Source organism: Streptomyces sp. NPDC002602, assembly GCF_042889445.1.
Lineage (GTDB): Bacteria > Actinomycetota > Actinomycetes > Streptomycetales > Streptomycetaceae > Streptomyces.
The window spans coordinates 116,534-131,577 of sequence record NZ_JBIAQX010000001.1; the positions used below are offsets into that span (position 1 = coordinate 116,534).

The following is a 15,044-nucleotide window of genomic DNA, read 5'->3' on the forward strand; positions in this document are numbered from 1 at the left end:
CCGATATGTATCAAGAAAACACTAATGGGCGCGCGGGGTGCGCGGCCCGAAGACCCCGCACCCCGCACGCCCCGGCCCCTGACACGTCAGTCGCCGCACGCCGCGAGGCGTCGCCCCACAGGGCATCCCCGCACAGCGCGTCCCGCTACAGAGCGCCGCCCGCCAGTGCCCCGACGGGGGCGGGCAACGCCGTTCCCGACCCGTCACGGCGCGGGTCGACGGCCGGCAGCGCCGCAGGCGCCCCGTTCTTGGAGGACGCCCGGACCGGGGCGCCCCCGGCCCACGCGAGCACCAACACGTCCTCGCCCTTCAGGAACCGCTGGCAGCGCACGCCGCCGGTGGCCCGTCCCTTGCGCGGGTACTGGTCGAAGGGGGTCAGCTTCGCCGACAGCAGCGAGTCGTCCAGGGTGCCGTGCGAGCCCGCGACCGTGAACACCATGGCGTCCCGGCCCGGGTCCACGGCCGAGAAGTGGATCACCTTGGCGTTGTCGGCGAGCTTGATGCCCGCCATACCGCCCGCGGGGCGGCCCTGCGGACGCACCTGGGCCGCCGGGTAGCGCAGCAGTTGGGCGTCGTCGGTGATGAAGACCAGGTCCTCCTCGCCCGTGCGCAACTCGACCGCTCCGACGATCCGGTCGCCCTCCTTGAGGGTGATGACCTCCAGCTCGTCCTTGTTCGCCGGATAGTCCGGCACGACCCGCTTGACCACGCCCTGCTCGGTGCCCAGGGCCAGGCCCTGGGAGGACTCGTCCAGCGAGAGCAGGCAGACCACCGTCTCGTCCGCCTCCAGCCCGGTCAGGAACTCCGAGACGGGCGCGCCTCCCGCCAGGTTCGGCGCGGAGTGGGTGTCGGGCAACTGGGGCAGGTCGATCACCGACAGCCTCAGCAGGCGACCGTACGAGGTGACGACACCCACGTCGGCGCGGGCGGTCGCGGCCACCTGCGAGATGATCAGGTCGTGCTTCGCACGGGCCCCGCCCTCCTCCTCGGGCAGCGGCTCGGCGTTCGCCGTACGGGCCACCAGACCCGTGGACGACAGCAGGACCCGACACGGGTCGTCCGCGACCTCCAGCGGAACCGCCGTGATGGCCGTGCCCGCCGACTCCAGCAGCACCGTCCGGCGCTCGGTGCCGAACTTCTTCGCCACCGCCGCCAGTTCCGAGGAGACGAGCTTGCGCAGCTCGTTGTCGGAGTCCAGGATCCCGGTCAGCTCGTCGATCTCGCCGGCCAGCCGGTCCCGCTCGGACTCCAGCTCGATCCGGTCGAAGCGGGTGAGCCGGCGCAGCGGGGTGTCCAGGATGTACTGGGTCTGGATCTCGCTGAGGGAGAAGCGCTCGATCAGGCGTTCCTTCGCCTGCGCGGAGTTGTCGCTGTCCCGGATGAGGCGGATGACCTCGTCGATGTCGAGCAGCGCGACGAGGAGCCCCTCGACCAGGTGCAGGCGGTCGCGCCGCTTGCCCCGCCGGAACTCGCTGCGTCGCCGGACGACCTCGAAGCGGTGGTCGAGGTAGACCTCCAGCAGCTCCTTGAGGCCCAGGGTCAGCGGCTGGCCGTCGACCAGCGCGACGTTGTTGATGCCGAAGGACTCCTCCATCGGCGTCAGCTTGTAGAGCTGCTCCAGGACGGCCTCCGGGTGGAAGCCGTTCTTGATCTCGATGACCAGGCGCAGGCCGTGCGAGCGGTCTGTGAGGTCCTTGACGTCCGCGATGCCCTGGAGCTTCTTGGAACCGACCAGGTCCTTGATCTTCGCGATGACCTTCTCGGGGCCGACCGTGAAGGGCAGTTCGGTGACGACCAGGCCCTTGCGGCGCGGGGTCACGTCCTCCACGGCCACGGTCGCGCGGATCTTGAAGGTGCCTCGACCGTTCTCGTAGGCGTCCTTGATGCCGGCGAGCCCCACGATGCGTCCGCCGGTCGGCAGGTCGGGACCCGGCACGAAGCGCATCAGCGCCTCCAGGTCCGCCTCCGGGTAGCGGATCAGGTGGCGCGCGGCCGCGATGACCTCGCCGAGGTTGTGCGGGGCCATGTTGGTGGCCATGCCGACCGCGATGCCGGACGCGCCGTTGACCAGCAGGTTCGGGTACGCGGCCGGCAGGACGACCGGCTCGCGCTCCTGGCCGTCGTAGTTCGCGGCGAAGTCGACGGTGTTCTCGTCGATGCCGTCCGTCATCAGTGACGCGGCGTCGGCCATCCTCGACTCGGTGTAACGCATCGCGGCCGGCGGGTCGTCGTTGCCGAGTGAACCGAAGTTGCCGTGGCCGTCGACCAGCGGCAGCCGCATCGAGAAGGGTTGGGCCATGCGCACCAGGGCGTCGTAGATCGACGCGTCACCGTGGGGGTGCAGCTTGCCCATGACCTCGCCGACGACGCGCGCGCACTTCACGTAGCCGCGGTCGGGGCGCAGGCCCATCTCGTTCATCTGGTAGACGATGCGCCGGTGCACCGGCTTCATGCCGTCACGGGCGTCGGGCAGGGCACGGGAGTAGATCACCGAGTACGCGTACTCGAGGAAGGAGCCCTGCATTTCGTCGACGACGTCGATGTCGAGGATCTTCTCCTCGAAATCCTCCGGCGGCGGGGTCTTCGTGCTGCGGCGGGCCATCGCTGCGCGGCTCCTTAACCATGAAAGGGGGGTGTACTCGGGGTCTGACGGGGACTGACGGGCTGTGGCCGCAAGGCTGGGTCGGCCTTCCGGACAGTGGTGACGCGGACCATTGTGTCCCGAGGCACCGACAACGCCGACTCCGACCCAGGAGTGAACCCGGGAACTTCTCCGGTGGCCGACGCGCTTGCATACAGTGGCAGGTCTGACAGAAATCTCTGCATCGCGATCGAAGGGACCACATGCCCATGGGTCACACGGCCACAGCCCAGGCCGGCTCCGGCGGCCTGACAGCGACCGAGCACCGGCTGGCCAACGGCCTGCGCGTGGTGCTCTCCGAGGATCACCTGACCCCGGTCGCCGCGGTCTGCCTCTGGTACGACGTCGGCTCGCGCCACGAAGTCAAGGGCCGGACCGGTCTGGCTCACCTCTTCGAGCACCTGATGTTCCAGGGGTCCGCGAGCGTACCCGGCAACGGGCACTTCGAGCTCGTCCAGGGCGCCGGCGGTTCGCTGAACGGCACCACCAGTTTCGAGCGCACGAACTACTTCGAGACGATGCCGGCCCACCAGCTGGAGCTCGCCCTCTGGCTGGAGGCGGACCGGATGGGCTCGTTGCTGACCGCCCTGGACGACGAGTCCATGGAGAACCAGCGCGACGTCGTCAAGAACGAGCGCCGCCAGCGGTACGACAACGTGCCCTACGGCACCGCGTTCGAGCGGCTCACCGCCCTCGCGTACCCCGAGGGACACCCGTACCACCACACCCCGATCGGCTCCATGGCCGACCTGGACGCCGCCTCCCTGGAGGACGCGCGTCACTTCTTCCGCACGTACTACGCGCCCAACAACGCGGTGCTCTCGGTCGTCGGTGACATCGACCCCGAGCAGGCGCTCGCCTGGGTCGAGAAGTACTTCGGCTCCATCCCCTCGCACGACGGCAAGCAGCCGCCGCGCGACGGCTCGCTGCCCGAGGTCATGGGCGGCCAACTGCGCGAGGAGATCGTCGAGGAGGTCCCGGCCCGCGCGTTGATGGCCGCCTACCGGCTGCCGCACGACGGCACCCGCGAGTGCGACGCCGCCGACGTGGCGCTGACCGTCCTCGGCGGCGGCGAGTCCTCGCGGCTGCACAACCGCCTGGTCCGCCGCGACCAGAGCGCCGTGGCCGCCGGATTCGGCATGCTGCGCCTGGCGGGCGCGCCGTCGCTCGGCTGGCTGGACGTCAAGACCTCCAGCGGGGTCGAGGTGCCCGCCATCGAGGCGGCCGTGGACGAGGAACTCGCGCGGTTCGCCGCCGAGGGCCCCACCGCCGAGGAGATGGAACGGGCCCAGGCCCAGCTGGAACGGGAGTGGCTGGACCGGCTGAGCACGGTCGCCGGCCGCGCCGACGAACTGTGCCGCTTCGCGGTGCTGTTCGGCGACCCGCAGCTCGCCCTGACCGCCGTCGGCCGCGTCCTGGACGTCACCGCCGAGGAGGTGCAGGCCGTGGCCGCCGCCCGACTGCGCCCGGACAATCGCGCGGTGCTCGTCTACGAGCCCCTGCCGGCCGACGAGTCCGACGAGAACGACGAGAACGAAGGGGCGGAGCAGTGAGCGACACCGCAGCCGTCACGATGACCTTCCACCCGCGGCCGGAGGCCGGCGAGGCCAGGCCGTGGGCCTTCCCGGCCCCCGAGCGCGGTGCGCTCGCCAACGGGCTGACCCTGCTGCGCTGCCACCGTCCGGGGCAGCAGGTCGTCGCCGTCGAGATCAACCTCGCCGCCCCGCTCGACGCGGAGCCCGAGGGCCTGGACGGGGTGGCCACCATCATGGCCCGCGCCCTGTCCGAGGGCACCGACAAGCACTCCGCCGAGGAGTTCGCGGCGGAGCTGGAGCGCTGCGGAGCGACCCTCGACGCGCACGCCGACCACCCGGGCCTGCGGGTCTCGCTGGAGGTTCCCGCCTCCCGCCTGGCGAAGGCGCTCGGCCTGCTCGCCGAGGCACTGCGCGCCCCGGCCTTCGCGGACAGCGAGGTCGACCGGCTGGTGCGCAACCGACTCGACGAGATCCCGCACGAGTCGGCCAACCCGCAGCGCCGCGCCGCCAAGCAGCTCTCCAAGGAGCTGTTCCCGGCCGACCTGCGGATCTCCCGGCCCCGCCAGGGCACCGAGGAGACGGTCGCCCGCATCGACTCCGGTGCCGTACGCGCCTTCTACGAGGCCCACGTGCGCCCCGCGACCGCCACCGCGGTGGTCGTGGGCGACCTGACCGGGATCGACCTGGACGCCGTCCTGGCGGACACCCTGGGCGCCTGGACGGGCAATTCCGCCGATCCGCTCCCGGTGCCGCCGGTGACGGCCGACGACACGGGCCGCGTGGTCATCGTGGACCGCCCCGGAGCGGTCCAGACGCAGCTCCTGATCGGCCGGATCGGCGCGGACCGTCACGACCGCGTCTGGGCGGCCCAGGTGCTCGGCACGTACTGCCTCGGCGGCACCCTCACCTCGCGCCTCGACAAGGTGCTGCGCGAGGAGAAGGGGTACACCTACGGCGTGCGCGCCTTCGGGCAGGTGCTGCGTTCGACCGCCGACGGCAAGGGCGCGTCGATGCTGGCCATCAGCGGCTCGGTGGACACCCCGAACACCGGCCCGGCGCTGGAGGACCTCTGGACGGTGCTGCGCACCCTCGCGGAGGGCGGTCTGACCGATGCCGAACGGGACGTGGCGGTGCAGAACTTGGTGGGCGTGGCCCCGCTGAAGTTCGAGACCGCCGCCTCGGTCGCGGGCACCCTCGCCGATCAGGTGGAGCAGGAACTGCCGGACGACTACCAGGCCCGGTTGTACGCCCAACTCGCCGCGACGGGAACGGTGGAGGCGACTTCGGCCGTGGTCAACGCCTTCCCCGTGGACCGGCTGGTCACGATCCTCGTGGGCGACGCGTCGCAGATCGCGGAGCCCGTGCGGGCGCTGGGGATCGGCGAAGTGAGCGTCGTCGGCAACTGACCTGAAATCAAAGGGGCTCAGGCGACTTGTCGCCTGAGCCCCTTTTGTCCATTTAGTGGTGAGGTTGCTTGTATGCGGTGTGGCGTAGGTAACAAAAGCGCGCACCTGTTTGGCGATTGACTGAAGATCCGCCTAGCGTCGGCCGTGCTGTTCGTCAGTTGTGCCCGCCGCACCCGCGGCACCGGACAGCGATCGCCGAGTCCCCGTCAGGCGCGAGCCTGGGGAGCCGGGGACCCACATGTGTCCCTGGGGTGAATCGGACCGCCTCGCAAGAGGGGGCCCGTAGGAGACCTTCCTGCTCCGAACCCGTCAGCTAACCCGGTAGGCGAGAAGGAAGGAAAGGATCAACCTCTTCATGGCGTTTGGCAGCAATCGTGTCGCCGGTAAGCACCGCGGTTCGAGCCGTTTGAGCCGCAAGACCGCCGGCTACGCCGGTATAGCCGCCCTCGCCACCACCGGCGTCGTGGGCACGCTGGCCGGCCCCGCGTTCGCCGCGGGCGAGCCCGCCGCCCCCACGGTGGAGGACACCGGCCTCAACGCCGTCGTCGTCGCCGAGGACCTCCAGGGTGAGATCGAGACCCAGGCCGAGTCCCAGCAGCGCGCCGCCGACATCACCGCCGCGAAGGCGCAGGCCGAGGCCGACGCCAAGCAGCGCGCCGCCGAGTCCAAGCGCCTCGCCGAGGCCAAGGCGAAGGCCGAGCGAGAGGCCGCGGAGCGTGCGGCCCGCGAGGCCGAGCGCAAGCGCCTCAACACCTTCGTCGCTCCCGTCGACGGCTCCTACGTCAGCACGCAGTACCACGCGGGCGGCGGCATGTGGTCCTCCGGCAGCCACACGGGCATCGACTTCCACGCGGCGTCCGGCACCTCGGTCCACGCCGTGGGCGCCGGCACGATCGTCGAGGCCGGCTACGGCGGCGCGTACGGCAACAACGTCGTCATCAAGCACAACGACGGCACGTACACCCAGTACGGGCACATGTCCTCGCTGGACGTCTCCGTCGGCCAGCAGGTCACCCCGGGCCAGCAGATCGGCCTGTCGGGCTCCACGGGCAACTCCAGCGGCCCGCACCTGCACTTCGAGGCCCGCACCGGCTCGCAGTACGGCTCGGACATCGACCCGATCGCATACCTGCGCTCGCACGACGTCAACGTCTGATCGCTCCGCGACTCTTCGCTGAAGGCCCCGGCTCATCGAGCCGGGGCCTTTCGCGTTGGCGGGAAAATGTTTCACATCCAGGGCCGTCCTCGGAAATTATCGTGTGTTGCAATAGAGTCGCGGCACGGTCACGAAATCAAGCGGAGGTCCGGTCTTGCGAATTCCTGCGCACGCGGTATGCACAGCAATCCGCGACGACATCATCTCCGGGGTCTTCGGGCCCGGCGGCCGCCTCACCGAGGAAGTGCTGGCCCGCCGTTACGGGGTTTCGCGCGTCCCGGTCCGCGAGGCCCTGCGCACCCTGGAGTCCGAGGGCTTCGTCACGACCCGCCGGCACGCCGGCGCCTGTGTGGCCGAGCCGACCGAGCAGGAGGCCTCGGACCTCCTGGAGCTGCGGATGCTGTTGGAGCCCCTCGCCGCCTCCCGGGCGGCCCGCCGACGCACCGAGGCGCACCTGAAGGTGCTGCGCGGACTGGTCAGGCTGGGCCAGGAACGGGCCAGGAGAGCCCAAGGGGAGGATCTGCGGGCCCTGGGGGGCTGGTTCCACGAGACGCTGTCCCAGGCGTCCGCGAGCCCCGGGCTGATCGCCCTGCTGACGCAGACGCGCCACAAGATCGCCTGGATGTTCTCGGTGGAGGCCCCGACGCGCCCCGTGGACTCCTGGGCCGAGCACGGCGCGATCGTGGACGCGGTGGCGCGCGGCGACGCCGAGCGGGCCCGGTCCCTGACGGCCCTGCACGCCGAGCACGCCGTCGCGGCGCACCGGCGGCGCGTGAGGACTTCGCAACCTGCCGTAAACATGGCGAGCGGCCCGCATTAACAAAGCCCGTATACAAAGAATGGATGTGCCGAGGGTTTCGGCGCCTCGGACCGGCCGCCCTATTCCGGTCGGCTCGACTTCGGCGCGCCCTATTTCGTCGGCCGGATTCGATGGCGGTATTTTCGGCGTGCGGTAAAAGTCGCCCCGATATCCCGCGTCGTGTCGCATTCACGTCGGCGCATTCACGTCGGCGCATTCGCGTCGGCGCATTCCTGAGACAACGAAGCCGCGGCCCCCTGCGCGCCGGGGCCGCGGCATCGCCACGTGTGGGTGACCCGAAGGGTCGGACCGTCTGGGATCAGACCGTTTCGGGGAGCTCGTCGAGACCCTCGGCGACGAGCTTCGCGAGGCGGTCCAGCGCGACGTCGGCGCCCTCGGCCTCGGACGCGAGGACGATCTCCTCGCCGCCCTGGGCGCCCAGGCCCAGAACCGCCAGCATGGAAGCGGCGTTGACGGGGTCGCCGCCGGCCTTCGCGATGGTCACCGGGACGCCGGAAGCGGTCGTCGCCCGGACGAAGATCGAGGCGGGACGAGCGTGCAGGCCCTCGGCCCAGCCGACGTTGACGCGGCGCTCTGCCATGGTGATGCCCTTCAGGTGCTAGCGGTTGTCTAGACCAGTCTCTCACGGCACCCGGAATGCTCGAACCGGCCTTCGGCTCGGATCCACCGCCGTTGGACCCTCCCCAGCTTGCACTGATTTGCCCCCGTGTGCCGCACGCGCCGCGCGCGCACCGTTCGGTTGGTCCGCCCCTTAAGGTGTGGCCATGACCACCGAGTCGGACCCCTCGTACCCGGCCCACTGGGAAGCGGACGTCGTGCTGCGCGACGGCGGCACCGCCCGGATCCGGCCCATCACCACCGAGGATGCGGGACGCCTGGTCAGCTTCTACGAACAGGTCTCCGACGAGTCGAAGTACTACCGGTTCTTCGCCCCGTACCCCCGCCTGTCCGACCGCGACGTCCACCGCTTCACCCACCACGACCACGTGGACCGCGTGGGCCTCGCGGCGACCATCGGCGGCGAGTTCATCGCCACCGTCCGCTTCGACCGCATCGGCCCCGACGGCCGGCCCGCCTCCGCGCCGGCCGACGAGGCGGAGGTCGCCTTCCTCGTCCAGGACGCGCACCAGGGCCGCGGCGTCGCCTCCGCCCTCCTCGAACACATCGGCGCGGTGGCCCGGGAGCGCGGCATCCGCCGGTTCGCCGCCGAGGTGCTGCCCGCCAACAGCAAGATGATCAAAGTGTTCACGGACGTCGGATACCAGCAGAAGCGCAGCTTCGAGGACGGCGCCGTCCGCCTCACCCTCGACCTCGAACCCACCGCCGAGTCCCTCGCCGTGCAGCGCGCCCGCGAACAGCGCGCCGAGGCCCGCTCCGTCCAGCGACTCCTGGCCCCCGGCTCCGTGGCGGTGATCGGAGTCAGCCGGTCCGGCGGCGGCGTGGGCGCGGCGGCGCTGCGCAACCTGCGGGACACCGGCTTCCAGGGACACCTGTACGCGGTCAACGAGGCGGCCTCCGCCGACCTGCTGGACGGCGTACGCGCCTACCGCACCGTCGCCGACATCGGCGCCCCGGTCGACCTCGCGGTCGTCGCCGTCCCGGCGGACCGGGTCCCGGACGCGGTCCGCGCGTGCGGAGAACACGGGGTGCAGGGGCTGGTGGTGCTGTCCGCCGGATACGGCGAGAGCGGTCCGGCCGGGCTGCAACGGCAGCGCGAGCTGGTGCGGCAGGTCCGCTCGTACGGGATGCGACTGATCGGCCCGAACGCGTTCGGGGTCATCAACACGGCGCCGGACGTGGAGCTGAACGCCTCGCTGGCCCCCACCCCGGCGTCCGCACGCGGCCGGATCGGCCTGTTCACCCAGTCCGGCGCGATCGGCATCGCCCTGCTCTCGGGACTGCTGCGGCGCGGCGAGGGGCTGTCCTCGTTCGTCTCGGCCGGCAACCGGGCCGACGTCTCCGGCAACGACATCCTCCAGTACTGGTACGACGACGACTCCACCGACGTGGCCCTGATGTACCTGGAGACCCTGGGCAATCCCCGCAAGTTCACCCGCCTCGCCCGGCGCACGGCCGCCGTCAAGCCCGTGGTCGTGGCCCGGGGCGGCCGGCACACCCCGGCCGGACACGTGGTCCCCGGGACCCGGCTGCCCGAATCCACCGTCTCGGAACTGCTCAGGCAGGCGGGCGTCATCCGGGTCGACACGGTCACGGAACTGGTCGACGTCGGGCTGCTGCTGGCCGGGCAGCCGCTGCCCGCCGGCCCGAGGGTGGCGATCCTCGGGAACTCCGAATCGTTGGGCGTGCTCACCTACGACGCGTGCCTGACCCGGGGGCTGCGGCCCCTGCCGCCGCTGGACCTGACCACCGCCGCCACGCCTCGGGACTTCCGTACCGCCCTCGCCGACGCCTTGGCCTCGCCGGACTGCGACGCGGTCGTCGTGACGGCGATCCCCTGGGTGGGGGAGAACGCGCCGGCCGACGACCTGGCGGGCGCACTGCGCGACGCCGTCTCCGAGCACCCCGGCAAGCCGGTCGCGGTGGTGCACGTGGAGCTGGGTGCGCTGGCGCAGGCCCTCTCCACGGCCGCCGGAACCGTCGCGCCCCGCCCCGCGAACGCGATCACGCCGACCGCCCCGGTGACCCCGACCGCCCCGGTCGCCGGTGTCCCCGCCCCCGGTGCCCCGGCCGCGCAGACCCCGCCGCCGGGCACCCCGAGGCAGGCCGACACCCCGCCGGCGGCCGACCCCGCCGCGCGACCCGGCACCGCAGGCGAGGGACGGATCCCGGCCTACCCCGCCGCCGAGCGGGCCGTCCGGGCCGTCGCCGAAGCCGTGCGGTACGCGCAGTGGCGGCGGTCCCTCGCCGACGCCGGCCAAGTGCCCGAGTACGAGGACATCGACGAGGCCGGAGCCGCCACACAGCTCGCCGCTCTCCTGGCCGGCGCCGGGGACTCCGCGATCACCCTCGACGAGGCCGACGCGATCACCCTCCTCGCCCGGTACGGGATCCGGGTCCTCCCCACCCTGCCCGCACCCGACGCCGACGCCGCCGTACGGGCCGCCCGCACCCTCGGCTACCCGGTGGCCCTGAAGACCACCGCCCCGCACCTGCGCCACCGCGCCGACCTGGGAGGCGTACGCCTGGCCCTGACCACCGAGGCGGAACTGCGGCGCGCCTACGACGAACTCACCCAGGCCCTCGGAAAGCCGGCCGAGCTGCTTCCCGTCGTCCAGGCGATGGTGCCCCGCGGCGTCGACACCGTCGTGCGCTCCGTCATCGACCCCGCCGCCGGCGCCGTCCTCTCCTTCGGCCTCGCCGGCGTGCCCTCCGAGCTGCTCGGCGACACCGCGCACCACCTCGTCCCGGCCACCGACCGGGACGCGGCCGCCCTGATCCGGTCCATCCGCGCCGCACCCCTCCTCTTCGGCTGGCGCGGCAGCGACCCCGTGGACACGCCCGCCCTGGAGGAGCTGCTCCTGCGCCTGTCCCGACTGGTCCACGACCACCCCGAGGTGATCGGGGTGTCCCTGGAACCCGTCGTCGTCGCCACGGAGGGGCTCTCCGTGCTGAGCGCCACCGTCCGCGTGGCCCGTCCGCCCGTCCGCACCGACCTCGGACCGCGCACCCTCCCCAGCTACTAGGAGCGGTCCGGCGCCGGCCGGACCGGTCCGGCCGGCGACAGGACCGGTCCGGCGCGGTCCGGCTGCCCCGGACGGGCCTTAGGATGGACCTCATGGCGAAATCCGGTACGACGACCCAGGGGCTGCGCGCGGCGATCGAGCGCAGCGGCTACTACCCGACCCTCGTGGCCGAGGCCGTGGAGGCCGCGGTGGGCGGCGAGCCGATCTCGTCGTACCTGGTCCACCAGGAGACGACCTTCGACTCCAACGAGGTGCGCCGGCACGTCACGGTCCTGGTCCTCACCGGCAACCGCTTCATCGTGAGCCACACCGACGAGCAGGCCGCCGACGCGGGATCGCCGTCCCCGTACGCGACCACGTCCACCGAGTCGGTCAAGCTCGGCAGCATCTCCTCCGTGGTGCTCAGCCGCGTCGTCGCCAACCCCGAGTCGTACACCGCCGGCACCCTGCCGCGCGAGGTCGTGCTGACCATCGGCTGGGGCGCGGTCTCGCGCATCGACCTGGAGCCCGCCGCCTGCGGCGACCCGAACTGCGACTCCGACCACGGCTACACCGGCAACTCCACCGCCGACGACCTCAGCCTGCGGGTCAGCGAGGCCGGAGACGGCCCGGAGACGGTCCGCCAGACCCTGGTCTTCGCTCAGGCCCTGTCCGAGGCCACCGCGGCCTCGCCCGCCGCCGGCCGCTGATGTTCTCCTCCGCACCCGCGAACTGGGACGAGCCCGAGCTGCTGGACCTCGCCGGCGCCCCCGTCCCGCACTACGGCACCGGCTCGCTCGCCGACCTGCTGCCGACCCTCGCGGCCGGACAGGGCGTTCCCGGCCTCGCCGCCGGGATCGCCGAACTGACCCCGGCCGACCGGAACTGCGTCTTCCTGGTCGACGGCATGGGCTGGGAGCAGATCAAGGCCCACCCACAGGAGGCCCCGTACCTGGCCTCCCTGCTCGCCGGTTCGCGCGGCGGCACCGGTCTCCCGATCACCTCGGGCTTCCCGGCGACCACCGCCACCTCGCTGGCCTCCGTCGGCACGGGCCTGCCGCCCGCCCGGCACGGCCTGCCCGGCTACGCCGTGCGCAACCCGGCCTCCGGCGAACTGATGAACCAGCTCCGCTGGCAGCCGTGGACCCAGCCGAAGACCTGGCAGCCGTACCCCACCGTCTTCCAGCTCGCGGACGCCGCCGGCGTGCACACCGCGCAGGTGTCCGCGCCGGGCTTCCAGACCACTCCGCTCACCAAGATCGCGCTGAGCGGCGGCACCTTCCACGGCCGGATGACCGGCGAGGAGCGGATGGACCTCGCGGCCATCCAACTCGCCGCCGGCGAACGCTCGCTCGTGTACACCTACTACAGCGAACTCGACGGGGCCGGTCACCGGCACGGCGTGGACTCCGACGTGTGGCGCGGTCAACTCATGCACGTCGACCGGCTGGTGCAGCGCCTGGCGGAACAACTGCCGCCCCGCACCGCCCTGTACGTGACCGCCGACCACGGCATGGTGGACGTCCCCTTCGACGAGGACTCGCGGATCGACTTCGACGAGGACTGGGAACTGGGCGCGGGCGTGGCCCTGCTGGGCGGCGAGGGACGGGCCCGACACGTCTACGCGGTGCCGGGAGCCGAGGCCGACGTGCTCACCGTGTGGCGCGAGGTGCTCGGGGACCGCTTCTGGATCGCGAGCCGCGAAGAGGCCCTGGAACTCGGCTGGTTCGGCGCCCCGGGGGAGTGCGACGAGCGTGTGCTGGGCCGGATCGGCGACGTCGTCGCAGCGGCCCACGCCGATGTCGCGATCACCGCGTCCCGCAACGAGCCCAACGAGTCGGCGCTCGTCGGCATGCACGGCTCCATGACCGCGGCCGAGCAACTGGTGCCGCTCCTCGAAGTCCGCACCTGACCCACGCGTCACCCGACCGTCTCCGCCCACCCTTGTGCCCCGAACCGAAAGGTCCCGTACTTCCCATGCCCGAGCTGGTGTTCTTCTCCGGAACGATGGACTGCGGAAAGAGCACACTGGCGCTCCAGATCGCCCACAACCGTGATGCGCGCGGGCTCCAGGGCGTGATCTTCACCCGTGACGACCGGGCGGGCGAAGGCAAGCTGTCCTCGCGCCTCGGCCTGGTGACGGAGGCGGTGGAGGCGCCGGAGGGCATGGACCTGTACGCGTACCTGGTCGCCCAGCTCTCGAAGGGCGGCAAGGCGGACTACGTGATCGTGGACGAGGCCCAGTTCCTGGAGCCCGACCAGATCGACCAGTTGGCGCGCATCGTGGACGACCTGGGCCTGGACGTCTTCGCGTTCGGCATCACCACGGACTTCCGCACGAAGCTCTTCCCGGGCTCGCAGCGCCTGATCGAGCTGGCGGACCGCCTGGAGCAGCTCCAGGTCGAGGCCCTGTGCTGGTGCGGATCCCGTGCCACGCACAATGCCCGCACGGTGGGTGGGGAGATGGTGGTCGAGGGCGCCCAGGTGGTGGTCGGTGACGTGAACCGCCCGGCGGAGGAGATCGGCTACGAGGTCCTGTGCCGCCGCCACCACCGCAAGCAGATGACGAGCGCCTCGGCCCATGCGGGCGCCCTCTCCCCGGACGTCCTCCCGGTCAACCACGCCTGACAGGGCCTTCGCAGGGGGCCTGAGGGAACCAGTGGGGTCCCCGGTAGCGTGTTGTTCCAGGACCCCCTCGGCCTCACCCCGGCGCCGAACCCCTCCACCTACGTGACGAATCCGCACGCGTGGACGGACTGCCTGGGCCTGGCACCGGACTGCTTTCCGATCTACCGGACGCCGAAGGGGGCCCACGCCCAGTACAAGCTCGACCACGGGCCGAACCCGGCCAACCATCAACCCGGGGTGGACATCGGCGGCGGAATCATCTCGGACGGCAAGATCTACTTCGGCGAACGGGCGGTGGCTGCCGAGTACGCCGGCCCGACGGGAGCGAACTTCGCCAAGGGAATGGTGAGGTATGAAATGCACCCGTCGTTCCTCGAGGAGTTCGCCGACCATGCGAAGATCCACGACAGGAACGGGCCGAACGGCGCGCCGCCGGATCGAGTTCGAGATCCCGGTGGACAAGCTCGACCGGTTCAACGAGCTCACCCGGGACCGTAGCTGGGTCAAAATCTTTGGAGGGCCCAATTGAGGTTCCGTGACCACCAGGAACTCGACGTGAGGGTCGTCGCGGTCGCTCCCGTGGGCGCGAAGGTGGAAGTGGACGGATCCGTCGGCCTCTTCGGATTCATCGACCAGGTGAAGCATCCGTCCTGGCGGGACGAGAACGTAGCGCCACCGCAGGCGGGCGACAAGCTCCACGTCTGCGTGCTGGACGCCACCCGCGAGCCGTTTCCCCGTCTCAGCGCGCTCCAGAACGACATCGACATCGCCCGGCGGCTGAGAGACGACGCCTGAAACGAGACCGGTGCCAGGTCGCCCCACGGGTTGCCGTGTGCACACGATGCGGGTGGGTGGCAGCGCCCCACGGTGGTGACCCCGTCGCGGATCGCCAGGCCTGACTGCCTCGGCCGCGCTGAAACGCGGCGCGAGGTGGTGGATGGTCACGTAAGAGCACACTGGCGCTCCAGAGCAGGAGATCGGCTACGAGGTCCTGTGTCGCCGCCGCCACCGCCGCCACATGACCTCCGCCGCGGCCCATGCGGGCGCCCTCTCCCCGGACGTCCTCCCGGTCAACCACGCCTGACACGGCCATCATCCCGCGCGGTTCCCTGGACGGGGCGGAGACCTGTCACGGCTCCATCCGGCGCGAGGCAGAGGGGCCTGTCGGTCTGACCCCGGCGCAGGTCACAGCCCGTGCGTCGGCGCAGATTCCGACCGCGGCTGCCCGTGACAAC

12 protein-coding genes, 1 pseudogene and 1 riboswitch are annotated in these 15,044 nt (G+C 71.6%); of the genes and pseudogenes, 11 read left to right on the top strand and 2 right to left on the bottom strand.

The features are described from left to right. Positions 1–145 precede the first annotated feature (145 nt). Positions 146–2,602, bottom strand: coding sequence for a DNA topoisomerase (ATP-hydrolyzing) subunit A (locus ACFYW3_RS00455; RefSeq protein WP_389385107.1), 2,457 nt, complete (start codon positions 2,600–2,602; stop codon positions 146–148). Between the two features lie 248 nt (positions 2,603–2,850). Here ACFYW3_RS00455 and ACFYW3_RS00460 point away from each other — a divergent pair, with 248 nt between their 5' ends. From ACFYW3_RS00460 to ACFYW3_RS00475, 4 genes are all read left to right on the top strand, one after another. Next, entirely contained in the window at positions 2,851–4,194 is a 1,344-nt protein-coding gene (locus ACFYW3_RS00460; protein WP_351750741.1) for a pitrilysin family protein, read from the top strand. A gap of 20 nt (positions 4,195–4,214) precedes the next feature. Beyond that, the gene (locus ACFYW3_RS00465; protein ID WP_351374179.1) at positions 4,215–5,582 is read left to right on the top strand and encodes a pitrilysin family protein; all 1,368 of its coding nucleotides are present in this window, start codon (positions 4,215–4,217) and stop codon (positions 5,580–5,582) included. A 183-nt stretch (positions 5,583–5,765) separates the two neighbouring features. Next, a riboswitch (cyclic di-AMP (ydaO/yuaA leader) is annotated at positions 5,766–5,925 on the top strand. Positions 5,926–5,937: 12 nt separating this feature from the next. Further along, the gene (locus ACFYW3_RS00470; RefSeq protein WP_351750743.1) at positions 5,938–6,738 is read left to right on the top strand and encodes a M23 family metallopeptidase; all 801 of its coding nucleotides are present in this window, start codon (positions 5,938–5,940) and stop codon (positions 6,736–6,738) included. A 154-nt stretch (positions 6,739–6,892) separates the two neighbouring features. Then, positions 6,893–7,558 carry a GntR family transcriptional regulator gene (locus ACFYW3_RS00475; protein WP_389385108.1) on the top strand — a complete coding sequence of 222 codons (666 nt, stop codon included), beginning with the start codon at positions 6,893–6,895 and terminating at the stop codon, positions 7,556–7,558. A gap of 298 nt (positions 7,559–7,856) precedes the next feature. Here ACFYW3_RS00475 and ACFYW3_RS00480 read toward each other — a convergent pair whose 3' ends face one another. Continuing rightward, on the bottom strand, positions 7,857–8,138 hold the full coding sequence (locus ACFYW3_RS00480) for an HPr family phosphocarrier protein (RefSeq protein WP_053676283.1): 282 nt from the start codon (positions 8,136–8,138) through the stop codon (positions 7,857–7,859). Positions 8,139–8,322: 184 nt separating this feature from the next. Here ACFYW3_RS00480 and ACFYW3_RS00485 point away from each other — a divergent pair, with 184 nt between their 5' ends. The 7 genes and pseudogenes from ACFYW3_RS00485 to ACFYW3_RS00515 all read left to right on the top strand — a co-directional run. Beyond that, on the top strand, positions 8,323–11,202 hold the full coding sequence (locus ACFYW3_RS00485) for a GNAT family N-acetyltransferase (protein WP_389385109.1): 2,880 nt from the start codon (positions 8,323–8,325) through the stop codon (positions 11,200–11,202). A gap of 92 nt (positions 11,203–11,294) precedes the next feature. Then, entirely contained in the window at positions 11,295–11,891 is a 597-nt protein-coding gene (locus tag ACFYW3_RS00490) for a DUF5998 family protein (protein WP_053676318.1), read from the top strand. Next, positions 11,891–13,093, top strand: a complete 1,203-nt coding sequence (locus ACFYW3_RS00495) for a nucleotide pyrophosphatase/phosphodiesterase family protein (protein WP_351750748.1) — start codon at positions 11,891–11,893, stop codon at positions 13,091–13,093. Before ACFYW3_RS00490 ends, ACFYW3_RS00495 begins: the two co-directional genes overlap by 1 nt. 65 nt (positions 13,094–13,158) lie before the next feature. After that, the gene (locus tag ACFYW3_RS00500) at positions 13,159–13,809 is read left to right on the top strand and encodes a thymidine kinase (RefSeq protein ID WP_389385110.1); all 651 of its coding nucleotides are present in this window, start codon (positions 13,159–13,161) and stop codon (positions 13,807–13,809) included. A gap of 48 nt (positions 13,810–13,857) precedes the next feature. Next, a complete protein-coding gene (locus ACFYW3_RS00505) occupies positions 13,858–14,307 on the top strand; it encodes a hypothetical protein (RefSeq protein WP_389385111.1) in 450 nt (149 codons plus the stop codon). 27 nt (positions 14,308–14,334) lie between these two features. Then, positions 14,335–14,604, top strand: a complete 270-nt coding sequence (locus tag ACFYW3_RS00510) for a hypothetical protein (protein ID WP_389385112.1) — start codon at positions 14,335–14,337, stop codon at positions 14,602–14,604. 169 nt (positions 14,605–14,773) lie between these two features. Beyond that, positions 14,774–14,893, top strand: a pseudogene (locus ACFYW3_RS00515) (thymidine kinase); the annotation flags it as partial. Between the last annotated feature and the right edge of the window lie 151 nt (positions 14,894–15,044).